General features: G+C 51.2%; 24 protein-coding genes and 1 riboswitch. Of the genes, 14 read left to right on the top strand and 10 right to left on the bottom strand.

The features are described 5' to 3' along the window. Positions 1 to 9: 9 nt before the first annotated feature. On the bottom strand, positions 10 to 1,389 hold the full coding sequence (locus PGL02S_RS10935) for an aldehyde dehydrogenase (protein ID WP_006212582.1): 1,380 nt from the start codon (positions 1,387 to 1,389) through the stop codon (positions 10 to 12). A 102-nt stretch (positions 1,390 to 1,491) separates the two neighbouring features. On the opposite strand from PGL02S_RS10935, the gene PGL02S_RS10930 reads away from it, so the two are divergent. Continuing rightward, entirely contained in the window at positions 1,492 to 2,400 is a 909-nt protein-coding gene (locus tag PGL02S_RS10930; RefSeq protein ID WP_036644680.1) for a metallophosphoesterase, read from the top strand. Positions 2,401 to 2,631: 231 nt separating this feature from the next. On the opposite strand, the gene PGL02S_RS10925 is transcribed toward PGL02S_RS10930, so the two are convergent. Together PGL02S_RS10925 and PGL02S_RS10920 are read right to left on the bottom strand one after the other, a co-directional pair. Next, positions 2,632 to 3,441 carry a histidinol-phosphatase gene (locus PGL02S_RS10925; protein WP_006212578.1) on the bottom strand — a complete coding sequence of 270 codons (810 nt, stop codon included), beginning with the start codon at positions 3,439 to 3,441 and terminating at the stop codon, positions 2,632 to 2,634. A gap of 59 nt (positions 3,442 to 3,500) precedes the next feature. Next, complete coding sequence (locus PGL02S_RS10920; protein WP_006212577.1) at positions 3,501 to 4,403, bottom strand: LysR family transcriptional regulator; 903 nt, start codon at positions 4,401 to 4,403, stop codon at positions 3,501 to 3,503. A gap of 420 nt (positions 4,404 to 4,823) precedes the next feature. Between PGL02S_RS10920 and PGL02S_RS10915 the strand changes: the two genes are divergently transcribed. Continuing rightward, a complete protein-coding gene (locus PGL02S_RS10915; protein WP_006212576.1) occupies positions 4,824 to 5,282 on the top strand; it encodes a chemotaxis protein CheX in 459 nt (152 codons plus the stop codon). A gap of 96 nt (positions 5,283 to 5,378) precedes the next feature. Then, the gene (locus tag PGL02S_RS10910) at positions 5,379 to 6,152 is read left to right on the top strand and encodes an SDR family NAD(P)-dependent oxidoreductase (protein WP_036644781.1); all 774 of its coding nucleotides are present in this window, start codon (positions 5,379 to 5,381) and stop codon (positions 6,150 to 6,152) included. A gap of 13 nt (positions 6,153 to 6,165) precedes the next feature. On the opposite strand, the gene PGL02S_RS10905 is transcribed toward PGL02S_RS10910, so the two are convergent. Continuing rightward, on the bottom strand, positions 6,166 to 6,999 hold the full coding sequence (locus tag PGL02S_RS10905) for a nucleotidyltransferase domain-containing protein (RefSeq protein ID WP_036644679.1): 834 nt from the start codon (positions 6,997 to 6,999) through the stop codon (positions 6,166 to 6,168). 62 nt (positions 7,000 to 7,061) lie between these two features. Then, positions 7,062 to 8,003 (bottom strand): helix-turn-helix transcriptional regulator, encoded by a 942-nt coding sequence (locus tag PGL02S_RS10900; RefSeq protein WP_036644677.1) that lies wholly within the window; start codon positions 8,001 to 8,003, stop codon positions 7,062 to 7,064. A gap of 150 nt (positions 8,004 to 8,153) precedes the next feature. Here PGL02S_RS10900 and PGL02S_RS10895 point away from each other — a divergent pair, with 150 nt between their 5' ends. Beyond that, positions 8,154 to 8,903, top strand: a complete 750-nt coding sequence (locus tag PGL02S_RS10895; RefSeq protein WP_036644675.1) for an alpha/beta fold hydrolase — start codon at positions 8,154 to 8,156, stop codon at positions 8,901 to 8,903. Here the strand turns inward: PGL02S_RS10895 and PGL02S_RS10890 are convergent. After that, positions 8,887 to 10,170 carry an adenylosuccinate synthase gene (locus tag PGL02S_RS10890; RefSeq protein ID WP_036644673.1) on the bottom strand — a complete coding sequence of 428 codons (1,284 nt, stop codon included), beginning with the start codon at positions 10,168 to 10,170 and terminating at the stop codon, positions 8,887 to 8,889. The genes PGL02S_RS10895 and PGL02S_RS10890 overlap by 17 nt on opposite strands. A 210-nt stretch (positions 10,171 to 10,380) precedes the next feature. On the opposite strand from PGL02S_RS10890, the gene PGL02S_RS10885 reads away from it, so the two are divergent. The 4 genes from PGL02S_RS10885 (at position 10,381) to PGL02S_RS10870 (ending at position 14,975) form a co-directional block, all read left to right on the top strand. Next, positions 10,381 to 11,265 (top strand): LysR family transcriptional regulator, encoded by an 885-nt coding sequence (locus PGL02S_RS10885; protein ID WP_036644671.1) that lies wholly within the window; start codon positions 10,381 to 10,383, stop codon positions 11,263 to 11,265. A gap of 261 nt (positions 11,266 to 11,526) precedes the next feature. Continuing rightward, complete coding sequence (locus tag PGL02S_RS10880) at positions 11,527 to 12,873, top strand: DEAD/DEAH box helicase (RefSeq protein WP_036644668.1); 1,347 nt, start codon at positions 11,527 to 11,529, stop codon at positions 12,871 to 12,873. Between the two features lie 132 nt (positions 12,874 to 13,005). Next, positions 13,006 to 13,758 (top strand): ABC transporter ATP-binding protein, encoded by a 753-nt coding sequence (locus tag PGL02S_RS10875; RefSeq protein ID WP_036644665.1) that lies wholly within the window; start codon positions 13,006 to 13,008, stop codon positions 13,756 to 13,758. Further along, complete coding sequence (locus PGL02S_RS10870) at positions 13,755 to 14,975, top strand: ABC transporter permease (protein WP_036644662.1); 1,221 nt, start codon at positions 13,755 to 13,757, stop codon at positions 14,973 to 14,975. The genes PGL02S_RS10875 and PGL02S_RS10870 overlap by 4 nt, the downstream gene beginning before the upstream one ends. Positions 14,976 to 15,118: 143 nt before the next feature. Here the strand turns inward: PGL02S_RS10870 and PGL02S_RS10865 are convergent, their stop codons facing one another. The 3 genes from PGL02S_RS10865 to PGL02S_RS10855 all read right to left on the bottom strand — a co-directional run bounded on the left by PGL02S_RS10865 (position 15,119) and on the right by PGL02S_RS10855 (position 17,563). Further along, entirely contained in the window at positions 15,119 to 15,235 is a 117-nt protein-coding gene (locus PGL02S_RS10865; protein WP_081742878.1) for a sporulation protein YjcZ, read from the bottom strand. Between the two features lie 289 nt (positions 15,236 to 15,524). Continuing rightward, on the bottom strand, positions 15,525 to 16,823 hold the full coding sequence (locus PGL02S_RS10860) for an aminotransferase class I/II-fold pyridoxal phosphate-dependent enzyme (RefSeq protein WP_036644661.1): 1,299 nt from the start codon (positions 16,821 to 16,823) through the stop codon (positions 15,525 to 15,527). 125 nt (positions 16,824 to 16,948) lie between these two features. Further along, positions 16,949 to 17,563 (bottom strand): pyridoxamine 5'-phosphate oxidase family protein, encoded by a 615-nt coding sequence (locus PGL02S_RS10855; protein ID WP_036644659.1) that lies wholly within the window; start codon positions 17,561 to 17,563, stop codon positions 16,949 to 16,951. A 120-nt stretch (positions 17,564 to 17,683) separates the two neighbouring features. Here PGL02S_RS10855 and pdxR point away from each other — a divergent pair, with 120 nt between their 5' ends. The 3 genes from pdxR (at position 17,684) to PGL02S_RS10840 (ending at position 21,397) form a co-directional block, all read left to right on the top strand. Further along, positions 17,684 to 19,147: a MocR-like pyridoxine biosynthesis transcription factor PdxR gene (gene pdxR / locus PGL02S_RS10850; protein WP_036644657.1), complete on the top strand. Its 1,464-nt coding sequence runs from the start codon at positions 17,684 to 17,686 to the stop codon at positions 19,145 to 19,147. Between the two features lie 61 nt (positions 19,148 to 19,208). Beyond that, positions 19,209 to 19,994, top strand: coding sequence for a helix-turn-helix domain-containing protein (locus PGL02S_RS10845; RefSeq protein ID WP_006212562.1), 786 nt, complete (start codon positions 19,209 to 19,211; stop codon positions 19,992 to 19,994). A 551-nt stretch (positions 19,995 to 20,545) separates the two neighbouring features. After that, on the top strand, positions 20,546 to 21,397 hold the full coding sequence (locus tag PGL02S_RS10840; protein ID WP_036644654.1) for an SDR family oxidoreductase: 852 nt from the start codon (positions 20,546 to 20,548) through the stop codon (positions 21,395 to 21,397). A 60-nt stretch (positions 21,398 to 21,457) separates the two neighbouring features. Here the strand turns inward: PGL02S_RS10840 and asd are convergent, their stop codons facing one another. Further along, complete coding sequence (asd, locus tag PGL02S_RS10835; protein ID WP_036644651.1) at positions 21,458 to 22,261, bottom strand: archaetidylserine decarboxylase; 804 nt, start codon at positions 22,259 to 22,261, stop codon at positions 21,458 to 21,460. Between the two features lie 165 nt (positions 22,262 to 22,426). Beyond that, positions 22,427 to 22,539, top strand: a riboswitch (TPP riboswitch). A gap of 91 nt (positions 22,540 to 22,630) precedes the next feature. On the opposite strand from asd, the gene PGL02S_RS10830 reads away from it, so the two are divergent. Genes PGL02S_RS10830 through PGL02S_RS10820 form a run of 3 tightly spaced genes read left to right on the top strand, consistent with a single transcriptional unit; the run spans position 22,631 to position 25,732 of the window. Then, positions 22,631 to 23,260, top strand: a complete 630-nt coding sequence (locus PGL02S_RS10830) for an ECF transporter S component (RefSeq protein WP_036644649.1) — start codon at positions 22,631 to 22,633, stop codon at positions 23,258 to 23,260. Beyond that, positions 23,253 to 24,929: an ABC transporter ATP-binding protein gene (locus PGL02S_RS10825; protein ID WP_081742877.1), complete on the top strand. Its 1,677-nt coding sequence runs from the start codon at positions 23,253 to 23,255 to the stop codon at positions 24,927 to 24,929. The genes PGL02S_RS10830 and PGL02S_RS10825 overlap by 8 nt, the downstream gene beginning before the upstream one ends. Next, positions 24,926 to 25,732 (top strand): energy-coupling factor transporter transmembrane component T family protein, encoded by an 807-nt coding sequence (locus PGL02S_RS10820; protein WP_036644647.1) that lies wholly within the window; start codon positions 24,926 to 24,928, stop codon positions 25,730 to 25,732. The genes PGL02S_RS10825 and PGL02S_RS10820 overlap by 4 nt, the downstream gene beginning before the upstream one ends. Positions 25,733 to 25,847: the final 115 nt, after the last annotated feature.

The following is a 25,847-nucleotide window of genomic DNA, read 5'->3' as shown; positions in this document are numbered from 1 at the left end:
CAGCCGGGCCTACGGCTTCATTAATTTTTTCAGGATGCCCAGACCGTTTTTTGAAGGGTAACGGAATTTAAAATCAAACCGGTTGGTTTGTTTGAGCACACTCTTCATATGGGAAAAGGTATGAAAGCTGTATTCTCCATGGTAAGAGCCCATGCCGCTCTCCCCGACACCCCCGAACGGAAGGAAGGGCGTTGCCAAGTGCATCAGCGTATCGTTCACACATCCTCCGCCAAAAGAAACGGAAGAAAGAACGTAATCCTGCACGTCTTCATTCTCGGTAAACAGGTACAACGCCAGCGGTTTAGGGCGAGCATTAATCGCCTGGACAGCTTCATGCAGATGGTCATAGGTCAGGATCGGGCACAGCGGCCCGAAGATCTCTTCCTCCATCACGGGCATATCCCACGTGATATCATCCAGCACGGTGGGTTCAATGAGCAAGCGATCTCTAAGGGTATTTCCGCCGTGACGAAGGGTCCCATTGTTCAGAAATCCGGATAATCGGTCAAAATGCTTCTCCGACACAATACGGCCGTAGTCGGGGTTGGCCAGTGGTTCCTTGCCATAGAACGAAGTTATGGCATCCTTCAGATGCGAGATGAACTTCTCCTTCACCTGGCTGTGGACCAGAATATAATCCGGGGCAACACAGGTTTGGCCGGCATTCGTATATTTGCCAAAAGCGATACGTGAAGCCGCTAAGGCAAGGGGGGCATCCTCATGGACGATGCAGGGACTTTTTCCACCAAGCTCAAGTGTGACCGGGGTCAACTGCTTGGCAGCCGCTTCCATGACAATTTTGCCGACATGGGTGCTGCCGGTAAAGAAGATATAATCCAAAGGCTGCTCCAGCAGGCTTGTGCTGACCTCGGGTCCTCCCTCGACAGATGCTACGTATTCGGGATCGAACGTCTCTTCGATCATTGCAGTAATCAGCCTCGATACGTTAGGCGTTAGCTCGGAAGGTTTCACAATGGCAGTATTCCCGGCCGCCAGTGCTCCGATGAGCGGAGAGATGGCCAGCTGCCAGGGATAGTTCCATGGGGCGATAATCAGCGCGGTGCCGTATGGCTCGGGATAGACCATCCCTTTGCTGCCGACGTGCGTCAGCGCGGTTTTGACACGCTTCGGCTTGGCCCAGCGCTTCAGATTCTTTATGATGAAGGAAAGCTCTTTGTAGACAATTCCAATCTCGGTGGAGAAGGCCTCCTGCTCGCTCTTGTTTAAATCCTTGCGAAGGGCTTCCATGATGTCGTTTTCTCTGGCTATCACAGCTTGTCGCAGTTTCCCCAGCTGCTGGAGACGGAAATCGATTTCCTTGGTGATATCTTTATGAAAAAAATGCTGCTGTGCCGAAACTATTGCTGCTATAGAATCGTTAACAGTCATAATTAAGACCCCTTTCTCTTCGGATCGTTTATGTATATGAGTCATGGGTAAGGCTGCAAAACGGGTATTCTTTCATTTTATTATATAGGAGGATGTCCATATATGAGAAATCCATCCTCAGAACCGCTGCATGGTACCGCTCGCCAAGGAACAGAACGAGTTAGTCAACGTAAGACGTTGTCGCGCCGCCAGTTTCTTAAGGCAGGTCTATCGACAGTGGTCGGAGCAGGCGCTGCAGCCGGGGCCTACGCCTATCTATGGGAGCCTCATCGGCTGGAGGTTACTCGACTGGAGGTGCGGCTTCCTTCACTGCCCAAGGCTTTTGACGGGATGAAAGTGGCACACTTTAGCGATTTGCACCTGGGTTTTCATACTGGAGCGAAAGATGTGGAACGTGTGGTGCAAGCGATTCATGCAGAGAAGCCGGACATGATCTGTTTTACAGGGGATATGGTGGATGGTCATGCAGAGGATATGACAGAAGCGATTAAGCCGTTTGCCACGCTCAAGGCCCCTCTTGGTTTATTTTCCATACTGGGTAATCATGATTACGGAGACGTGGAGAAGCTGACCCACATGGAGGAGGAGGCCGGGTTTAGAGTGCTTCGGAACTCTTCGGTGAAGCTGCGGCGGGACGGTGCTGTGATCGCGGTGGTGGGATTGGACGATGGAATCTGGGGAAATCCGGATCCGATAGCGGCCACTCGCGACTTGCCTGAGGGCATGTTCAAGCTGCTGCTGATGCATGAGCCGGATTATGGAGACATTGCGGCAGGGTATTCATTCCATGTCCAGCTCTCCGGACACAGCCATGGGGGCCAGGTCCGCCTGCCCTTGGTGGGTGAGGTAATAACGCCTCCCGGAGCAAAACTTTATGTGCAGGGGCTGTACCATATTGGCTCTCAAGGGATGTTGCTCTATGTAAACAGAGGAATCGGCACGACAGGGCTGCCTTTTCGTTTCTTGTGCAAGCCGGAGCTTACCATGCTCACATTACGCTCAATGACATGACAGGATCTTTAGTTATCTATCTAAAAATTTCAATATGAAAGGTTCAACTGGAATTTGTTACACAAATGAAATATACCTGTTATCAAACTCTAACAGCCGCAGGTTAAACTTATCACATGACCCCCTTTTGAGAATATATATTATGTTTTGGACCCGGAAACGGGTCCACTTTTTTTTGCCTATTTTGCTTAACTTCATAGGTATATACGAAAAAACAGAAGGGGTACCCCATTAGAGAGGTACAGTCACCTTCTGTTTTTGTTCGAAGTATACCCATTCCTTATATCCGATTTCTTTGAGCACTTTGGCAACTTCATCGAACTCATCCCCGACACGGGAAGGCTTGTGTGCGTCAGAACCGAACGTAATATCAACACCATGGTGGTGGGCAACTTCCAGTATGGCATGGGAAGGATACCAGCCGCCGGATAACTTGGTTTTACCCGAAGTGTTGACCTCGATAGCCAAGCCGCATTCTGCGATAACGCGTAAGGTTTCATCGATAGCAGCATCGGTCATGATATCGGAAAAAGGCGGGTAATTGCCTTTCATGGCATCCATGTGGGCGATAATCTGGAACATCCCGCTTCGCGCGGATTGACGGATCAGATTGAAGTATTCCTCTTTATCGGCAATCTGCTGCTCCGGGGTCAGGTTGTTCCAGCGCTTCTTGTTAAAGATGCTTACATCTCTGACGTGATGAATAGAACCGATGATGTAGTCAAAAGGGTGAGCAGCTAACGCTTGCTGATAAACCGGGGCATGGTCAGGAAAATAATCGGATTCAATGCCCAGCAGCACCTTGATTTTCCCTTCGTATTCCCGCTTTAATTCCAAAACCTCTTGGACATAACCTTCAAAATCCGTTTTCCTCATGGAGATGGCCGGGAAGGGCTGATCTTCGGGGCTTCCAAAATACGGAGTATGGTCAGAGATCCCAATCACCTTAAAATCCGCGGCGATCGCAGCGTCGATATAATCCCGAATGCTGCCTTCTGCGTGACCGCAGCGGAAGTGATGGGTGTGCAGATCAAATTTCATATGGACCTCCTTCATGTTGATAGAATGGTTGTTAAGATCCTCTAGGGATTGTATTTGCGTTATTCACTGCTGATGAATTGTGTTTCCGGCATGCCTTTCAGATCGCTGAGGAATTGACGCATCGCGGAACTGACGTATCGCCCGCTCTTATAGATTACGCCGACAGGATGGCTGACTTCAAGCTCGCTGAGTGGTACGATCTGCAGGGTGCCGTTGCGGAGCTCGGTAGAGACCGACTGCTTCGAGATGATCGCTGCGCCCAGATTGATCTCGACCATCCGTTTAATTTCTTCGCTGCTGGACAATTCCATGACAACCTGCGGATTGATGCCGTGCTTTTTCATCACGTCATCGGCGAAACGTCGGCCGACGGTGTCACGCGTAAGCAGAATGAGCGGCGTTCCGCCCAGTACGTCCATACTTGCAGTAGACAGTTTAGCCAGCGGATGCTGTGGAGATACAACCAGCTCGAAGGTATCGTAATACAGAATGGATGTGCTTAAGTTGGGATTGCGCTCGATCAGATAGCCGATCCCGATGTCGATGAGACCATTCTCCACGCTGTGATAGATCTGTGAGGAAGCCATGGATTGAATGGTAGTTTTGATATGAGGGAATTGATCCTGAAAGTAGGAAAGCACCCGTGGCAGGATTTGAATCGCAATGGAAGTAGTTGTACCTAGCTGGATATGTCCCTGGGGAGTTTGGTCAAGGTCGGATAACCGCTGTTTCAGCTCATCCACAATGCTGAGGATTTGTTCGGCGTGATCCACAAAGACCTGCCCCCGGTCGGTTAACGTCACTGGCTGGCTCCGGTCGACCAGTACCGTCTTGAATTCTTCCTCCAGGCTTTTGATCTGAGCGGATACCGCTGGCTGTGTCAGATTAAGAAGCTCTCCCGCTTTGCGAAAGCTCATCGTTTTGGAGATGGTAATTAGCGTTTCCAATTGGCTGATGTTCATAGCCTTCCTCCTTACTTGATATGTTCTTCCGCTCCTACGATCGCGTGCAACCTGTATTATTTAAATTATAGGTTATTCTCCCCGGTGGAGCAATGAAGAGAGCAAACCTGCCGGTTATCGACTAAAAAAGCTTAAAAACATTTTAATTTCCGCATAATTATTATTAAAAGATGGGGCAACCATCCGATAATAGTAAAGTAGACATAGAAAAAAGGTGAGACCAAAGGCCCGTTTAAGCGAAAGGATTATCTTCGTATTAAAGCGTTTCAGGCGATATCTGACATAGCAAGACAGTTGTTGTCATGGGGGCTGTCGCTATTTTGTGATGATTTATTACAAGGTATCCATTATAATGTTTAAATAAATAGGTGGGACTTTGGGACCCTGACCAACAACCCAGTGAAAGGGGCGTAATGAGGAATGAAAGCTGAAGTCATCAATCCTTTTTTAGAGTCCGCACGACACGTAATCGAACAAGTCATACAGGTTTCACCTTCCACGGGGAATCTTGGGGTCAAAGAGATCGCGTATATCGAGAATCATATCTGGATCCAAATCGGCATGACAGGTCAGATGAATGGTGATATTGTATTTGGAATTCAGGAGCATGTAGCGCTGCAGATGGTATCCGTGATGATGGGCGGTTATGTCATTACCGAGATGGACGAGATGGGCCGGAGTGCGATTTCAGAGCTCGGCAATATGATCAGCGGCAATGCCAGCACCATTTTATCGAATCAGGGTGTAAGTGTAGATATTACGCCGCCAAGAGTGATGAAGTCGGATAGTACGTCAAATCTTATTCAGAAAAAGGCGCTTTGCATTCCGCTCTTCATGGAAGGAATCGGAGAGCTGGATATTCAAGTCATGATTTCATAAAATAAGAGTAATAAACCCAAACCGTGCACGTAACGGCCCTTCATCTAAATCGGTGAACGGGAGCTGCTGCCGGTGAAGAAAGGGATAAATGAAATCATGCTGAAAAACAAAGTTGTTGTCGTTACAGGAGCATCGAGCGGAATCGGGGCCTTGATTGCGGAGAAACTTTCTGCGGAGGGCGCCCATGTAGTGCTGTGCGCACGTTCAGCAGACCGACTGCAGGAGGTCGGCGAACGGATATCCGGATCTCATGAATTAGCCATAATGGATGTCCGGAATTCCGAGCAGGTTGAGTCCGTCATGAAGGGGATTCAACGTCAGCATGGCAGAATCGATGTGCTGGTCAACAATGCCGGTTATGGCAAGTTTGAAGCCATTATGGACATGCCGACGGAAGAGTTCCAGGACATGATGGACGTGAATTATATGGGCATTGTGCGGTGTACCCAAGCCGTGCTGCCAGGCATGCTGGAGCGGGGAGACGGCCAAATCGTCAATATCGCGTCCATGGCCGGGAAGATCGGAACGGCCAAATCGACTTCCTATACGGCTACCAAACATGCTGTGCTGGGATTTAGCAATGCCTTGCGACAGGAGCTGCGTCATACCGGAATTACGGTATCTACCGTCAATCCGGGACCCATCGATACCCCGTTCTTCTCGTTGGCGGATCCAACAGGCGGGTATGTCAAGAATGTGAGCTGGTTTATGATGAAGGCAGACTATGTTGCGGATCAGGTTGTGAAGCTGGTTAGAAAGCGCAAGGAAGAACTCAATCTTCCAAGGCTTGCTTCATTCGGTATAAGGCTGTATCAGCTATTCCCACGGTTTGCGGACCGTGTGTCGTATAAATGGATGAACAAGAAGTAGCGTGCCTGCTGATTCACAATGCTTCTGTTTCGATGATGATGTCCTGAAGCAGTGACAAGGCCAGTTTTGTTTTTTCTATATCGGATGAGAGCAGTGTAATCACTTGGTCCAATCGATCCTTGTAGTTCGCAGGCTTGAGGAGAAAGGTCTCGATCATGGATACTGCACGCTTCTCGTTGATACAGTATAGCCCGTTTTTGGCGAAGATCACCTGATTCAGGCACGAAATACTGCGGAAGCAGTGACCGGTTACATAAGTGATATCATCGATTAATACTGCTTTTTCCGCAAGCATCAAGGAGAAGGATGCCTCGAAGGTAAAAGAGCCGATCATCGCATCCTTTAATGCTGGTGGATATGGAATTGTTTTGGCTTTCCATGTCTTGATCCGATCATCGGGGTCAGACAGTATCTGGCAGATTGCAACTTCCCCCATATACATAACATTCAGATAAGCGTGTGGATGTCCGGTCTGGTAATGGGCTGATACCATGCCAGTAGAACATTCCTCAATTATGCGTGACACGCGGTGAACATCGCGGAATAAGAAATCCACATGGTAGCCTTCTGACCTTAACCAGCCGCCCCCGTTAACCCAGGCTCCCCATTCTCCCAGGGAAGTGATGATGTTATCACGATGCTCGTCGTCTAATTTCCTGGCTGCCCTGGCTACATTCTCCACCTTGAATCCCTGTGATTCATCATAATAAATGCCAATATCGATGTCGGAGTCCGCTGCGGCGGTGCCTTTGGCCCTTGATCCTCCAAGGACTATACCTGTAATGCCAGGCAGACCCTGCAATTCTGTCGTTATGCGCTGGATTAAATGCTCCAATTCTGAATTCATTACGAGACCATCCCCTTTATCGCCATTCTAAAAAGTCTGCTATCTCTATTGTCCGATGTCTTTTATGTATATCTTCGCTTCATGGCCTCTATTCTCTCTAACGTCCATTGGACCGCTTCAGTCGGTGAGATGATGGTTGCTTCCTCTCCCAGCCGCCAAACATAGTCCGAGTAGAACGCAATGTCTGCTGCCGGAATTTCAATTTCAACCGATCCACTGCCGTCCTTGTTCTTGTGGATAATGGGACCGAGCCGTGTATCCGTTTCGAGCTGCCAAACCCCTTTGGAAGTTAATTGTACCTTGAACTCTTTCATTTCCCAACCACTGGTTACCGGTTTGTCCTTCAGCGTCTTGACGGCGATGTCCTCGCGGATGGCGATGGACTTATTCAGGCTGGCAGCCGTCATCCGATCAACTCTGAATTGCCTGATGTCATCTTGTGTGAAGCAGTATGCCGGACAATACCAGTAGCCCGAGCTTGCATACAGGCCGATCGGTTGTATATCCCGCTGGCTGCTTCCGGTTGAGGAGCGGTAGTGGACGGTAACGACTTGCCGAACCATTACAGCTTGCATAAGCGTCTGGAGAATGTTGGCTGACATCGGCCGGAACGAATTGTGAATCATGACGCGGTCTTTAAGGCGATCGATCTGTTCCTTGATGTCTGCGGGCAAGTAATGATAGAACTTGTGGATTGCCGCGGCTGCCCCGTCACCGAACGGTAACGAACTGAAGTCGTTCAGGGATTGGCAGGCAAAAAAGATCGCGATCGCTTCGCTTTCCGTGAAACTGATCGGCGGCAGCATCCGCTCCTGCAGCAATCGGTAACCGCCGCCCCGCCCTTGCACGGAATAGATCGGCACGCCGAGAACGCTCAGCTCATCCAGATCTCTGGACAAGGTTCTGACGGAGAGGCCAAATTCGTCGGCCAACTCTTTAACGGTAAACGTTTTTTTTGCGTTGATCATCATCATTAATTGAATCAGACGCTGGGATTTCTGCATGGCACGCCTCGTCTCATCATTTTTTATTTATTTTATCTTATTCCTTAAATAAGACAATATCTGTCTTATTTAGTTGATACGATATCACCAGAAGATGGATTTCATGATAAACCGGGAACATGACAAGTCATTGGAAGGGAGTCATAAAGGATGAAACAAGAAATGCCTCAAGAGCTTGGATTTGTGTTTGTGCATGGTGCAGGGTTGAACGGAGGGGTTTGGAATTCGGTTGTAGATGAGCTGGGCCATCCGTATTTGGAGGTCGATTACCCTATGCGAAGCGGGTCAGCAGCACCGGGACATCATCTAAAGCTTGAGGATTACGTAACTCATATGACGGAACAGGTGAGAGGGTGGAAGACGCACAAGTTTGTAATCGTGGCTCATTCTCTGGGTGGAGTGTTTGCTCTGGAGATGGCTGCTCAATTATCCGATCGTGCTGTAGGATTCGTGGCAATCGGTGCCGCCATTCCTAGGCGCGGCAGGTCGTTTGTTTCGATTCTTCCGTTTCCCCAGAGAGTGATCATGCCATGGGTTCTAAGAATGGCCGGGACGAAGCCGCCGGAATTCGCAATCCGTAAAGGGCTATGCAGTGACCTGCCGGTGGAGCATGCCTCCCGCATAGCAGCAGCGTTTGTTCCAGAGTCACGCCGAGTCTATACGGATCGGATTCAAGTGGCTGTTCCCGATATACCCAAGCTTTATGTGAAGCTTACCCGAGATAAGGAGTTTGGAGGATCCACACAGGATACCATGATAGCCAATCTGTCCCCGGATGGGGTAGAGAGCCTGGACACCGGGCATTTGCCGATGTTGAGTAATCCCGGTGGAGTCCGGCGGATTCTGAAAAGCTTCGCCGCTCAAGTGAATGCACGCCACTCGTCTATGATCTCATCATAATTTGATCCCGTCTTGGACCGACGGATATCGTCTTGATCGGAACTCCAATCGACGATTCAACAAACTGCACATATTGCTGCGCGGCTTCAGGGAGCTCTTCAAACGATCGGATGTCCGACAGGTCACACTTCCAGCCTTTGAGCGTCCTCAGGACGGGTCTCGCGGATTGCAGATCGGCCGTGACCGGAAAATGATCCAGAATTCTTCCGTCCTCTAATTCGTAACCAACGCATACTGGAATGTCATCCAGGTATCCCAGAACGTCCAGATTGGTCAGTACGGCCTCCGTAGCGCCCTGTACCATACACCCATAGCGTGTGGCTACCGTATCAAACCACCCCATTCGTCTGGGCCGGCCGGTCGTTGCGCCGTATTCCCCGGCATCTCCACCGCGGCGCCGGAGCTCGTCGGCTTCATCTCCGTGGAGTTCGGTCACGAAAGGACCCGCTCCGACACAGCTTGAATAAGCCTTCACCACAGCGATGACATTGCTGATGGCGTACGGCGGGAGCCCGGCACCTACTGGTGCATAACCTGCCAGAGTAGATGAGGAGGTAGAGAACGGATATATCCCGTGATCCGGGTCGCGCAGTGCTCCTAATTGGCCTTCAACCAGGATGGGATCGCCTTTGATATAAGCCTGCTGCAGCATCGTGGTGGTGTCTTTTATATAAGAAGTTAAGTATTGGAAAGGCTCGAGAAGCTGATCGACCATTTCATCCACGCTTAGCGGATCTCTGCCGTAAAGGTGCTGAAGCTGTACATTCTTGATATCCAGCAGCTGCTGGAGTCGCACACGAAGTCGATGGGGATGGAACAGATCAGCGACCTGTATCCCGAGCTTAGCATATTTATCCGCATAGAATGGAGCAATTCCTCGTTTGGTAGAACCGAATCCCCGGGCACCGAGTCGTTCTTCCTCCAGCTCATCCAGCAGCCGATGAATGGGCAGCACGACTTGGGCACGTTCGGATATAAACAGATTGGGCTTTGGTACATTCCTAGCTTCCAACTCTTGCAGCTCCTTCAGTAATACATCCATATCCAGAGCCGTCCCTGGACCGATAATATTCGTTATATTCGGATAGAACACACCGGATGGCAGCATGTGCAGTGAAAACTTCCCGTAATCGTTAATAATGGTGTGGCCGGCATTGCTGCCCCCTTGAAATCGAACGACATACGACGATTGTGCCGCAAGAACATCCGTCATTTTACCCTTGCCTTCGTCTCCCCAATTAGCACCTACAATGGCTGTGACTGTCAAACTGTTCGCCTCCTGCGATCATTTTCTTTTACTGGCTCATTATAATTGGTTGTTACAATATAAATAAAATTGATATTAATAATGGTAGACATTAGTTTAAGTTATGTTATACGATTCTGTGGTGAAGGATACTTCGATGCCGGATGAATTCCGGTCCGGCTGTCATGGATCCGGTTCACGTTATCATTTGACAAAATCGAGGTTATCATTATGGAAATCAATATGGAGTGGTACCGCGTCTTTTACTGGACATCCCGGCTCGGCAGTTTATCCAAGGCAGCGGAGCATCTGCATATCACCCAGCCGGCTGTCAGCCATACGATTAAGCATTTGGAAGGAACGCTCGGAGGACCGTTATTCTTTCGAACGACCAAGGGAGTGAAGCTTACATCGGAGGGGGCTGTGTTGTTCCGCTACATCGAGCAGGCATTCAGTTTCATTGAAATCGGCGAGAAGGCAATTGGGGACATGCATAATTTGCACAGCGGCGAAATCAATATCGGTGCCAGTGATACCTTGTGCAAGTATTACTTGCTACCGCATTTGGAACATTTCCATGCTGTTTATCCGGATATCCGCATCCGCATTACCAATCGCACAACACCGGAAACCTTAGTCCTTCTAAAAGAAGGGAAGATTGATTTCGGCATCGTTCATTTACCGGCCTCCGACAAACAAATCGACTTTCGGGCCAGCTCACCGATCCAGGATTGTTTGGTTGCCGGCAAGCCGTTTGCGGAGCGGGCTAACATCCAGAACCCTTTACCCCTTCCCGATATTCAGGACTTCCCACTGCTCATGCTGGAGGGAGGAGGGAGCACGAGAAGATATATCGACCAGTATGCGGCGCAGCAAGGTGTGACATTGAAGCCCGAGTTTGAGCTTGGCAGCATTGAGCTGCTTGTGCAGTTTGCACGGAGCGGCTTCGGACTTGCCTTTATTATTCGTGACTATGCTTCTGAAGAATTTCGAACGGGTCAGTTAGTGGAGGTTCCCCTTCATCCACCGATTCCTGAGCGGAGCATCGGCATTGCGACGCTTCGCGGAATTCCGCTGTCCGCTGCAGCTAAATCATTTCTCTCCTTACTGCCTTAGCTGTCTATAAGAATAAGACAAATCTTGAGTTATCCATAAATAATGGGATATTCGCAGGTATTCCTCATGTTCTATTTGGTGAGGACTCCTGTTTTGGCATATAATGATAAAGAGCGAACAAGGCTTGTGAAGAAATACGCCTGCTTGCACCACTTGTAAAGCAACAAAACGGAAATTAACGGAAGTTTTTCTAGCGATATCAGGCAGACGCGCTTTGGAATATATAGACTTCTGATATCTAAAAAAAGGATGGACTAACATATGACTTCGACTACATTTCATACATTAGGAATAACAGAGGATTTGTCCTCCAGACTTACGGAGTTCGGCATCGTTACGCCTTCTCCCGTTCAGGCTGAAGCTATCCCGCCCATACTGGAAGGCAAGGATGTGCTTGCGACTTCACAGACAGGCACAGGAAAGACACTGGCATATCTGCTGCCCGTGCTTCAGAGCATCGATCCGGAGATCAAGGGAGCACAGAAACTGATCCTTGCTCCGACACAGGAACTTGCTGTTCAGATTGTCAGAGAGAGTGAGCGTTACGGAGAGACCCGTGGAATCGGTGTGCTCGGATTAATCGGCGGGGCCGCGGCCAAGCGCCAAATCGAGAAGTTGAAGTCGCATCCGCAGCTGATTGTCGGGACACCGGGGCGAGTACGAGAGCTGATCGAAATCCGGAAACTCAAGATGCACCAAGTGACCACTATTGTGGTTGACGAGGTGGATCAGGTGTTCAATCTAGGCGGTGCCGGCGATGTTGACCGTATTCTGCGCAGTGCGCTTCGCGACCGCCAATTGGTATTCTTATCCGCCACGGTGAGTCCGGAGACAGCGGAGCTTGTCAAGAAGGAGATGGACCAGCCGGTTGAGATCGGGATCGATCCGGAGCAGCGGACACCGTCTGCGCTGGAGCATTATTATTTTGTGACGGAAGAGCGTGACAAGTTGGACATGCTGCGCAGAGTGGTTCGGCATTACAACCCCGATCGGGCTATTGTTTTCGTGAATGCCACCGAGGATTTGGCAGAAGTCGAGGCGAAGCTGAACTATCTGGGATTAAATGCAGCTGCCATATACGGAGATGCGGACAAGATGACAAGAAGCCGCGTGCTGAATGCGTTTAGAGAAGGGCGAACCAAACTTCTTGTAGCTAGTGACGTTGCGGCCAGGGGGCTTGATATTGAAGGGCTCGGGATGGTGATCAACTACGATCCGCCCATCGATGCGGAGCATTATACCCACCGTGCCGGTCGTACAGGGCGTATGGGGCGAAGTGGCATGGCGATTACGCTTGTCACGGACCGTCAGACGTTCATTATGCGCAAGTTCAATCGTGAGCTTGGCATTTCGATTGAAGAGCGCGCACTCTATGGCGGCAAGGTAAGAACACCGCGTTCAGCGCCTCCGGACCGGAGAAGCGGCGCCCGTGGGCCAGCAGGGGGAACCGCCCGTAAAGATAAGCCAGCGGGCAAGCCGGCTTCCATAAGTGTGCAAGGAAAAGCGGGAAGCGGAAAGGCATCCGGTGAACGGCAAAGCGAGCGGGAGCGCGACCGCAAGAACAAGGGTGCTCCGAAATGGCTGAAGAATAAGCCTCCACGGGGCTAACGGTTCGCATTTTCCATCAGCTTAAAGTGTGTATCCTATTCGAATTTGTTGTTTACGGGGTCCGGACGGTTTTCAACCGAGGAAGAGTAAGCCAGTAGGGACCGGACTCTTTAGAATAAGAGGTGATTGATAATGAGTGAACAGCCGGTATTGTCTGTTCAAGGATTAAGTGGTGGGTATAGCATCAACCGCCCGGTTCTGCATGATGTAACCTTTCAGGTTGAACCAGGCGAGATGGTAGGGTTGATTGGTCTGAACGGTGCGGGCAAGAGTACCACGATGAAGCATATTCTGGGACTGATGAATCCCCAAAAGGGAAATATAGAGGTTCAGGGCAAACGCCGGGCGGAGCATTCAGAGGCCTATCACAGCGCATTGGCGTTTGTTCCCGAATCCCCGCTTCTGTATGAGGAAATGACCGTGCGCGAGCATTTGGAATTTACCGCGCGTTCTTACGGCGTATCCCGCGAAGATTATGAGGCGCGATCGGAGCAGCTGTCGAAGATGTTCCGCATGGAAGAGAAAATGGACAGCTTGTCCACCCATTTATCCAAAGGCATGCGTCAAAAAGTGATGATTATGTGCGCGTTCGTGGCCAGACCGTCCTTGTATATCATTGACGAGCCCTTTCTGGGTCTTGATCCGCTAGGGATACGATCCCTGCTTGATTTTATGCTGGAGTTGAAGGCATCCGGCGCTTCCGTATTGCTCAGCTCGCACATTCTCTCCACGATCGAGAATTATTGCGACCGGTTCATCGTGCTGCACCGCGGCAGCATTATTGCTCAGGGGACGCTGAAGGAAATCCAGGATCAAACCGGAAGACCGGGAATGTCCCTGGAAGAGCTGTTTAACGTGTTGATTCAGGATGGTAACAACGAATGAATCTGCGTGAGCTGTATGTCAAACGACGCGGACAGTTCTGGGGCGAGATTCTTCCCTATCTGGGTTATGTCATACAGAGCGGCGTGGCAGTGGTATTTCTCTTCCTGCTTATCGCATTCGCAGCCTGGTATACCGCCCTTCTGCAGCAAGTTCCGCCAGATCTTCCGATACGCTGGATCATGCTGGTCATACTTGTGCCCATCATGATAAACAGCAGCATCCGCACGTATCTTCGTACTGCGGATACGGTGTTCCTCATTCCACAGGAATCTCGGATGAAGGAATACTTCCGGAAGGGCTGGTTCAGCGGAGTCATTTATAAAATCATCGGCTTAGGCTTAGTCATGCTAATCCTGTGGCCATTGTACATACGCAGCGATATTTCGCCCAAACCGCTTTTGGTTACATTTGCGGTCCTGATTGCCTTTAAATTGCTGTCCAGTTATGGAAGCTGGAAAGAGCAGCTTATGGTTTCTAGGAATGCTGCAGCCGCCTATCGGGTGCTTCGCTGGATCGTTCCCGCGCTAGCCGCAGCTGCCTGGCTATGGCATCCAGCAGGCCGGGCGTTCATATTTATGGGGCTGCTCGCTCTAACCTATGCTGCCGCCTTGTCCGTACCTGCGAGGCATCTGGTAGCCTGGGAGCGATTAATTGCGGTGGAGCAGAGGCAGGCAAGCCGGGTGATGATGGTCCTGAGCTGGTTTGTGAATGTGCCTCAGCGTGGACAGCGCGTGCATGCGCGAAAATGGCTGTCCGGGTGGGGGAAGGGGCTTGCTTGGAAGAAGGAGAGCGCATATCGCTTTCTTCTTATCAAGAGCCTCTCACGCAGCGATATTCTGGGCATATTGATTCGGGTCGGATTGCTTGCGGCTTTTCTTGTATGGATAACCCGCGATAGTCTGTCATCTGTGCTGGTGTATCTGATTAGCCTTATGATTATCGGACTCCAGCTGTCCGCACTGCGAAAACTTCATCCTGAATCGTTCTGGCTGCATGTATACCCGCTTCCGGAGGGAACGCGCCGCGACAATGAAGGGAAGCTGATTTTCCAGGTGCAAATGTTCTGGGCTGTGCTCCTGTGGCTTCCGCTCATTCCGAGTATCTTCAGCGCTCCAGGCCGGATCCTCGGTACGGCAGCTGCAGGCATCGTGTTGGTATTCCTGTTCCGAAGCGCAGCTGCACGAAAAAATCGCCGCGAGGACGAAGATGACGAATAGAGACGAATAGACATAGAAGAGGCCGAGACGTTGACGTCTCGGCCTTCTATGGGTGAGGATATAGTATAAGTTATTGCTGCAGAAATCGCAGTGCTTTCTCGCGTGAAGACTTGCGATTTCTGTACGCTGTTATCTAGATGTCATTACACCCAGAAAGAGCGAGTGATGATAACGAGCAGGATAAAGAGAACCAGAATTGCTCCGACTCCGTATCCACCGCCGTATCCGCCACATCTTGCTTCTTCTACTACTCCACTCATGTTCATTCCCCTTTCGGTTCGTTGATTTGTAGTACACGGTATTGTATGTAGCAAAGGAGCTATGTGTATGGGCGAGCGCTTATTTACGAATATAGAAATTATAAGTTCTCTGCGAAGCTGAATAAATGCGATAATTCCATGAAAAACATTTCCTTCAGCCGAGGGATGTCTTCTTGGTCATGGTATGTTGATGCATTCTTCTTATGGCTGAAGGACAAATAAAGACCGGGAGGAATCCCGGTCTTTATTAGGTATGATGGATTGGCCATGTGATCTCCAAACGTTTAATTTAAGCCTGCTGCAGGTCCTGAATCCCTCTGTAAACCAGATCAAACAGATCCTCCAAGTACTCTTCATCGATACAGGAGAACGCAATTCGGAGATCATGCTCTCCGAGGGCGATCGTTCCCACGCCGTACTCATGGATCAGATGGGAGCGCAGCGCTTCCGCGGATACCGTGTTCAGCTTGAGGCACATGAAATAGCCGGAATTGAACGGATAATACTCCCATACGTCACCATACTTACCGCTGTCGAGAATGGATTTCACTTTGTTGGCGCGGCCCTTCATAATGACAAATTTCTCTTCCTTCTGCTCGTGGAACTCAGGTGCCTTCAGCGCTTCCAGAACAAAGGTTTGCGAAGGATGCGAGGCGCTGGAAATCGTCGCGCGGATAATGCCGAGGGTCTTCTGTTCCAGTGCGTCCAGTACGTCTTTATCGTCAGCCGCGAACGTTATGAAGCCCACGCGGAATCCCCACACAAATTCTTCCTTGGTTGCACCGTCCACTTTAACGGGGAGCACCCGAGGATGAAGGCCAGCCAGACGGCCGAAGAGTGATTCCTTCAGCGAATCCTCAAAGAACAATCCGAAATACGCGTCATCCGTAACAACAACAACGTTAATGCCGGCTTCGGCAGCTTCCTGGATCGCGGAAACAATGGCAGCCCCTTCTTGGGCGCCAGGCGTATACCCTGTCGGGTTGTTCGGGAAGTTGAGCAGAACGACAGCTTTGCCTTTATCCTTCTGGCTCAGCAGAGCCTGCCGAAGTCCTTCGGCGTTGAATTTCATATCTTCAGTGAAGAGAGGATAGGTTACATGAACGCCATGGCGGCGAATGCCAAATGTGAGCTCGTAGTTCTCCCAATTCTTGTCCGGATAAATAACGGCATCCCCTTCATCCACAAACAGATCCGCTACAATGCTAAGTCCGTGCGTCAGGGCATTGGTCACAATCGGATTGCTGAAGTTCTTGCCTTCCAGGGAGGGATTCTCCTGAATCATTTTGCTTCGCCATACGGAGCGCAGCTCCGGCTTGCCTGCCGGCGGGGCATACGGGTACAGATCCTTCGGCTGGTAAGCCGAAAGTTTGTCTTGGATGACGCCAAGATGCATCGGGATTCCACCTTCGGTGGCAATACCGATCGTCGCGTTATATTTTTTCGCATGACTCGTTGCTTCCGCAGATTGGCTCAGGATGCCTTCCTTCGGGAAGTAAATTTCTTTGCCGAGTGTGGAGAGCATGTCGTACACATGCGGATTGCCAGCTTGCATTTTTTCATTCAATTGACCAACCAATGGGTTCATGAACTGATTCCTTCCTTCCGATTGCTTTTGGTTAACGTGAGAGCAGATGACGTGTTACCTTTACGTTTTCATTGCCTAACATTATACCACCTACCCCTGGAACCGTCACGGATAAATGTAATGCTTTAACGCGGTCCAGGATGATACTTGCACATAAGTTCCGCGGTCTCCTCATCCCGGTGTTTTCCCCGGCACTCAAGCTCCTCTACGACCGAGTTCAGCCGTTCCGGCTTCAGGTTCTGACCGAACTTGAATTTGGCACTCATTCGCTGCGGAGCAAGTTTAATGACGGCTACCCCTTTTAGTCTGGGAATATAAGCCCGGTCGCTTGCATCGATGGTGCGGTACCCGCCCTCAGGCTGCAGCTTTTGCATTAAAGCCTCCATCGCAAGTGCTTTCTCCTCCAGATCATCGACGAGGATCACCTCTCCGACAGCCGTTACACTTTTGAAAAAAGCCGTGGCCGGGCATGCCATCTCCGGATCGGAGAAATAAGAAGGGATGAGGGCATATTCGTCGGCAACGGTAAAACAGACCGCTGGCGTTCGGCGCAGATGCTCCATTTTCTCACCCATTCGGCTGCCGTGGAAATAAAACGCACCGTTGACATAGGCGAAGTTCAAGGGGGTGACGCGAGGGATTCCCGCCTCATCCGTCGTTCCAAGGAAACCAAAACTCATGCCATTCAGGAAATCCTCGACCTCATGTGGGTCTTCCATCGCAAATTCGTCTCTTCTCATGATTAAACTCTCCCTCTATCATTTTGAATAACAGCATACGATGAACATTGACAAGGAAAAAGCGCCAATTTAGAGTAATTTATATAGTCCAATCTTACAAAGGTTAGAGGAGTAGGTAACATGGAGCTGGGATTGCCTTTCGAAACGTATGTGGAACAATATCGATATAAATATTTGGCTTTATATCACGCCATTCGTACTGCGATACACAGCGGCAAGCTGCCGGAAGGAACCCGTCTTCCTGCAACCCGGGAGCTGGCGAAGCTGTACGGGGTGTCCAGAGGATCAGCCGCACAAAGTTATGACATGCTCATGGCAGAAGGGTATGTTGTATCCAGACCGGGCAGTGGAACCTATGTGGCTAAGGGGATTGCTATGATAGACCAGCCGCCGGCGGCAGATCGCGCACCCGTTCTCTCGGCTTGGGGTCAGCGATTAATGGAGAAGAGCGGGGAATATGCCTCTGCTCTCATGTCGATTCAAGAGCCTCCCCTAGGTACGATCTCATTCGCGAATGCAAGGATGCCCATTCAAGATTTTCCGTATTCGGAATGGAGGAGTGCCCTGTCCTACGCGGGCGGAAGCGGAGGAACGCAGCTCCAGAGCGGAGCACCGCCCGAGGGAGATACGGAATTGCGTCAGGCGATTGCCGGGCACTTGCGTTTTACAAGGGGGATCCAGGTCGATCCCGAGCATATTGTCATCTTCAGCGGATCGATGCAGGGGCTTGTTCTGTTATTTCAACTGCTTGTGGATCCTGGTGATCATGTGGTCATGGAAGATCCGGGATATCAGGGAATCCACCGGGGTGTAAGCCTTAGCGGCGGAATCCCGCTGCCCTCCCCGGTTGACGAGGCCGGACTGATTCCGCGAGAGTGGGATGCCGGGCTGCTGGTCGTAAGCCCCAGCCGTCAGTACCCGACAGGTGCTGTGCTGCCGCTGGAGCGGAGAAGGGCTTTGCTCAATTGGGCGAGAAGCCGTCAAGCCTTTATCATTGAGGATGATTATGACAGTGAATTCCGCTGGGGCGGCAAGCCAATCGAGCCCTTGAAAATGCTGGATGACGAGGGACGTGTCATCTTTGTCGGTTCCTTCTCCAAAACGATGTTTACCGGGCTTCGCATCGGTTATGCTGTACTGCCCCCAAGCCTGGTAGAGGCGGTCGTGCAGGCCAAGGCTCTGTACGAGCCGATCTCGCCTGCCGTACTGGAGCAGCGTGCGCTTGCGCGTTTTATTGTAAGAGGTGGCTATGGACGGCATCTAAGAAGGATGACGAGGCTGTACGGTGCGCGGTACGAGGCGCTTCACCAAGCGATGGATGCTTATGCCTCCGATCTGTTCTGCCTGCACTCCGGTGATGCAGGTCTGCACGTGTACGCGAACTGGCTGCGATCGGGGGAAGAGTATGCGGCGCTGCGGGATGCAGCCCGTAATCGAGGGGTTATGTTTCGGGATGCTGCGGTCTATCACCTCACGCCTGGACCGCCTGCCGCCTGCTTTGGCTTCTCGCATTTAGATGCTTCTATGATTGAGGAAGGGGTTAGACGAATAGCCTTGGCATGGCTGGACATGCAAAAAACTTAAAAACCGGGTATGATGGAAAAGAGATAATTTTCAAGAAATGAGATGAGGGGGTAATGACGTGATGCTGAATGCATCGCCGTCTTCTTTTATAATCATGCCTGCGCTTGCCAAAATCGTCTGTGAGCCGGGCTGGAAATGGCAGAAACGCGAAAGACCCATGCAGAACTATGATTTGTTCTATGTATGGAGCGGGGAAGGCACAGTCGAGGTGAATGACGAGCCTTTTACCGTGGGAAAAGGAAGCTGCTTCCTGTTCCGACCTGGAGATCATACGAGTGCAACGCATAATCCGCAGAAGCCGCTCGTATTGACATATATCCATTTTGACGTGACCGATCCGGTCCAAGACATCCCTGCGCCGTATCGCCAGCTGACGGAAACGATGGATTTTGAATACTTGCTGGCACGATACGTGCGATTGTATCTGGACAAGCCTTACGGGGCATTGGAGGAGGGTCAGCTGATTCTCAAGCAGCTGATGATTCATCTGCTGCGTGTGGACCTGGATGAGCCCGTTGTCAAAAAAGCGAGCAATCAGCTGTCAGAGGCGATCCATGAAATCGCGAATTACGTCCGTCAGCATCCGGGGGTTCCCCATCGGGTAGAGGATTTGGCGGCGAGAGCGGGTTTGTCCCCCCGCTACTTCTCGATCAAGTTCAAGGAACTGATCGGTACGCCGGTGCAATCCTACATCATTCAGATGCGGATCGAGCGGGCACAGCATCTGCTGCTGCATCAAGGGATGAATGTCACGGAAGTAGCCGACGCGCTGGGCTATCGGGACATTTTCTTCTTCAGCCGTCAATTTAAACAGTATACGGGCAAGAGCCCATCCGAAATTCGGTGATTCCCCCACCCTTCCATAACTTACCTGATTGATGGAAGGGGCTTATGGGTTTCATAGTAAGCGCTTTAGGGTAAATGTGACGTACAGTTTAATTTTATGAAGGGGGGAGAGGGGAATGAGCCCAAGAAGACGGGTGCGCGGTCGTTTCTTCAGCCGCGGTGGCTGCGGTATATTCAGAAATCGCTTGCGCCGCATGAAGACAGCGAATCAGGATCATCAGGATGTGTGGTTTTAATGAGCCTTGGCCTTCATACGGGTGATGTTGAATCCCGATTTCATATATGCTTTTCTCAGGATGAACCGCAAAGGGAGCTAACCGGCTCCCTTTTTCTCGTATATATAGAGTACGCGATAGGTATTTTTTTCTTATGTGTACCTTCGGGTGCCAGACCTTTTCATACAACGGAAATTTGATATATTAAGCATATACATAAAGTTTGTTCGGCTGAGGCCAAAGGGAGTAAGTTTGTTAGTAAGGTATTCTGAAGGAATAGAAAGGTGATGGGAGTGACGTTGTTGGTGGCAAGTACGGAATATGTGGTGAACCGTTGGTGATTGCAGGGACAGGAAAAGTGGCATTGGTGACGGGGGCCTCCAGCGGCTTTGGGCTGCTTATCAGCCTGGAGCTGGCGCAAGCGGGATATGATGTGGCTGCAGGGCATCGCAGACCGGAGGCGGCTCAAGAGCTGATGACCCGCGCGGAACAGGCGGGTGTTGCAGAGCGAATTCATCGGGTTCGATTGGATATATGCGATGAAGAGCAGGTACGGGCGGTTGCCCTGCATTTGGAGCAGCGGTTTGGTCGATTGGATGTGCTGGTGAACAATGCTGGTGAAGCGGTAGGCGGAATGGTGGAGGAAGTGCCGCTGAGTGGGTGGAGAAGACAGATGGAGACGAATTTCTTCGGAACGGTATCTGTGACACAGCACATGCTGCCGCTGATGCGCCGGACCGAGAATTCCAAGATTATTCTCATGAGCAGCATCAGCGGCGTGGTCGGCTTCCCGGGTTATGGACCGTATGCTTCCTCCAAATTTGCGATTGAAGGATTCGGGGAGAGCCTGTCGCTGGAGCTTATGCCCTTCGGCATGCACGTTGTGCTGGTTCAGCCAGGTGCTTATGGCACACCGATCTGGAATAAGAGCTTTGGTGAATTAGAGGTGAAGGAAGGGTCACCCTACAGCGACATGCTGAAGGGTGTGCTGGACTATTCCGAGCGGACAGCCAGGGGAAGCGGAAATCCGCTGGAGGTGGCGAAGCTCGTGGCAAGGATTGCCTCCATGTCCAAACCGAGATTCCGATATAAGCTGCCCCAAGGCACGCGTATAACCGCATGGATTAAGGGATTGCTGCCGGACCGGTGGTTTCAGCAGATGATTTATCGGATGCTGGGCAGACGTTAATCATTCATGCTGCTAATGATCGAATGCCTTAACTTGTCATGTGCGCTGGGGCGGCAGGAATTACCCTTTTTTGGCCGTGGAGGGGTGCAGCAAACCGAGTAATTCTCCCATTTTCACTTTGGAGCCGGGCTCCAGGTCGCCGCGAGGGCTAAACGTGCCGTTCTCCGTCAAAAGCACAACGGTAGAGCCGAATTCAAAATACGCGAGTTCATCGCCGATCTGCCATTTCTTAACGCTCTCATCGGCGTAACGGATGCTGCTCACGTTCATTGCGCCCACCTTCACCACGGCAACTTCTCCGAATTCATGGGCAATGTAGGTAATGAGACGCTCATTGCGGCTCAGCACAGTTCGGATATGGGTCATCGCAAAGTCATTCACGGGGTAAACCTTCCCCTTCAGATGCTCGCTTTCCGCCTGAACACCGGTTACGGGTGAATGGATGCGGTGATAATCTGTTGGGCTTAAATACAATACGAATGCATAACCGTTTATATAGTTTTCCATTCTCGGGGATTTCGCGAGCAGCTCGCTCAGGGTGTAATCCTGTCCCTTGACACTCAGAATGGTGCCGGCATGAATGGCGCACATTGCTGAAATAGTGGCATCGACAGGGCTTACCATGGCATCGACGGTGTCATCGATGGCACGCAGGCCTATTTTTAACCGGCGGGAAAAGAACTCGTTCAATGAGCGGTATTCGTGGATCTCTTTCTCCGCTTCATGAGCCGGAATTTGATAGATTCGTATAAATGCAGGTATTAGATGACGGCTCAGCCGGTTGTGGGAACAATGCCCCATCATTCGGGACAACCATTTTCGGGAGGAGAGCTCAGTCATCAGACGCAGCAATTGTTTAGCCATGTCATTCTCCTTTGTGCATAGGTGTAAGCAATATAACGATGGTGGAAAAGCCAATCACTTTGATATTGACATAGAATGAGATGGAAATCAATAAATAGCCATATTTGAAAAAAGGTTCTTGCAAATTCTGGAGCGGACCTGTATTTTAAAATTAACATAAAACCGAATAGGGAATACGGGGGCTTGAGTGAATCAGGCTGAGATTGCAGCTATTATCCGCTGTTGACCGTTAATCTGAACTGGGTAATGCCAGCGTAGAGAATATCCGACCCTGCCTACATAGGGCCTATTTTTCCGTCTGCGCGTTTTTCCAGACGGTTTTTTGTTGTGTTTACACAAAAATAGCGGTGGAGAGGGGTACAGGTTGTTATGGGAACATCAATGCAAGAGAAGTTGGGGGTTCAGCCCAGAAGAGGGCTGCGGTTAAGCGATATTTTGGTGACGGTGCTGGTATCGCTTGTGTTTGGCGTGATTTATCACTTCTGGGGGTCGGTCTATAATCTTTTTAAACCGTTGTTTTTTGAAGCGGATGAGCTGCTCTACGGCATGTGGTTTGCGGCAGCTACGCTGGCTTATTTGTTAATTCGCAAGCCGGGCGTGGCCATCATCGCGGAAGTGGCTGCGGCCCACGTGGAGGTGCTGTTTGGCAGCGGCTGGGGATTGACTCTATTGTTATATGGCTTGATTCAAGGACTGGGGGCAGAGTTGGTATTCGCGGCGTTCCGCTATCGGAGTACCTCAGCGTGGACCTTGGTGATTGCCGGGGCCGGAGCGGCCATCGGTTCGATGATGATGGACTTTTATTACAGCTATACGGATGATCTGCAGACATGGATGTTCCTGGCCAAATACGGTATGCGGGTAATCAGCGGTGCAGTTATTGCAGGTCTGTTAATGCTGCTCTTGGCCAAGGCGCTGGATCGCACAGGCGTAACGTCTCTGCTGCGTCCCGCATCGAAGAAGGATTACGAAGCGCTGGATGATGCGCGCCATGTCTAATGCCACGGTAAGCCTATTTCCGGCTCAGTCCGCTGAGGTTCAACAGGAGCAGGCTGTGCAGGTGGAGGGACTGCGCTTGAAGTATCCCGGGGAAGAGAGGCTGATGTTCAAAGATCTCTCGTTCTCGGCAGCCCGCGGGGAAAAGGTGCTGCTGCTTGGTCCGAGCGGATGCGGCAAATCCACGCTGCTCCAGGTGCTTAGCGGAATGATTCCCCGCGCTACGGAGGTGCCGATGAAGTGTGAGGCACAGATTGTCCCGCGCTCCTGGGGATACGTATTTCAAGACCCGGATACGCAGTTTTGCATGCCGTATGTGGATGAGGAGCTGGCCTTTGTACTGGAGAATCTGAGTATTCCCCGAGACGAGATGAAGGAACGGATGCAAGCGGCGCTGCATGAGGTGGGGCTGAATTTGGAGGAGCTTCATCTGCCGATCGGCCATCTGTCGCAAGGGATGAAGCAGAGGCTGGCGCTGGCTTCCGCCCTGCTGCTGGAGCCGGAGGTGCTGTTCCTTGACGAGCCGTCCGCACTGCTTGACCCGGAAGGACGGGAGCAGATCTGGGATGCGGTGAAATCCGTATCGGAAGGACGTACACTGATCATCGTCGAGCACCGGATCGAAGAGATGGCGAAATACGTGGATCGTGTCGTTCTGTTCAGTCCGGATGGCGTTATTCTGGGCGATGGACCGCCGGCGGCAGTATTTGCTAAGTATGAGTGCGAGCTTAAATCCTATGGAATCTGGTATCCCGGCGTGTGGGAAGATTATGCTCAGACCCGGGCCGGCCGGGAATTGTTTGCTCCGGTTGATGCCTATGGCGAAGATCTGGGGAATCTCCTGCACGAGGCTGCCCTGCCTTACCCTTTAGATGGGGAGCCTGTGATCCGTTTAGAGGATTTTAAGGGACTGAGATGGGATAAACCTGTGATTTCTCTCCCTTCGGCAGAAGTTTATCGGGCAGAATTTATTGCGGTGGTAGGGCCGAACGGAGCGGGGAAAAGCTCGTTTCTTCTCAGTCTGATGGGACTGCTGCGCGCGCAAGGGACCTACGTGCTCTGCGGGGAAGAGGTTGTGCAAGGCAAGGCGAGAAAGGTGCGGAAGAAGAGAGAGCAGCAGCTCCGTCAAATCGGATTCGTGTTTCAGAATCCGGAGCTTCAGTTTCTGACGGAGCGTATTGGCGACGAGGTTGTTTACTCCTTGCTGGTGGATAACATGCCTGCGGAGGAAGCGAAGGCCCAAGCCGATCGCTGTCTCGAACGCTTCGGACTAAGCGGAATGGAGAACAGGCATCCCTATCAGCTGTCAACCGGTCAGAAGCGGCGCTTAAGCGTTGCCACTGCGATGGCCAGACAGCCGGAAGTTCTGCTCCTGGATGAGCCGACCTTCGGTCAGGACGCGCGGAATACGTTTGCGATTCTGGAGATGTGCGAGCGGCTGCGCCGTACGGGAACCGCCATTCTCATGGTGACCCATGAGATGGAGATTGCGCAGCGGGTCGCCACGCATATATGGGAAATTCGCGAAGGTCAGCTGACCTCGAGCATGGCTTCCCCCCGCTTGTGTACCGGAGCGGAATCCCGGCAGGAGGATGATGGATTGAACCGGGCCGGAGAATCCTACGATCCCTCCTCCGCAAGCGCAGCTCACCTCACGGGGGTGAATTCATGAATATATGGAACCCTGTACGGATCACCTGGCTGCACCGGGCCAATCCGGTGGTGAAGCTCGGCCTTATTTTTGCCCTCTTTTTCATGACGGTGCTGACCCATGATCTGGATTTCATGATGTATCAGGCACTGGTATTTATGGTCTGTCTGGTGGTGCTGAGTGGGGTTAAACCGTGGAAGATGCTACTCTTCTTCATTCCGTTTCTGCTTGCCTTTATATCTTCGTCCTCTTCCATGATGCTGTTCGGCAAAGGGGAGACTCTCTGGTGGGAGTGGGGGTTGTTCCGGGTATCGGAAGAAAGCTTCTACCGGGGACTGCATCTGGGGTTTAAGGGGATTGCTTTTGCCTCGGAGGGACTGCTCCTTGTAACGACAACGTCCTCCGTGGATTTATTCTACAGCCTGATGCAGAAGCTGCGGCTTGCGCCCAAGTATGCGTACAGCTTCATGGCTTCGATACGGCTTCTGCCCATGGTGTGGGAGGAGTTTGTGATTCGCCGTCAAGCCTTGAAAGTAAGGGGAGTTCGCCCGATTCGGGGCGTGCGTAACATGGTCAACCGTGCGGGGATGTACGTGGTGCCGCTGCTGGCGCAGAGCATCCGCCGGGCACACCGGGTGGCTGCGGCAATGGAAGCGAAGCAGTTTAACGGGGACCAGGTGAAGGCCCGGACGTATTATTATCCGTCACGTTATTCGCGGTATGATCTGCTGGTGATCGGCTTGCTGGCGGCCGCAGCCTGCTGCGCTTATGTGGCAGCCGGGTATTTTCCGTGGTTCGGGATTGGCGATGTGCGCTTTGATTAAGAAGAATTCATTTTGCAGCAACTAAGCCGGGGATATCCTGAAGGGTCTTTATGGACCTTTTGGGATATCTTTTTTTGGTGGGATTTCAAGGCTATACCTGAGTGTGGAAAAAGGC

The sequence above is a fragment of the Paenibacillus glucanolyticus NBRC 15330 genome (genome assembly GCF_004000885.1).
GTDB lineage: Bacteria > Bacillota > Bacilli > Paenibacillales > Paenibacillaceae > Paenibacillus_AQ > Paenibacillus_AQ glucanolyticus.
Note: the sequence above shows the minus strand (reverse complement) of the source record. Positions and strands in the feature narration are given on the sequence as shown.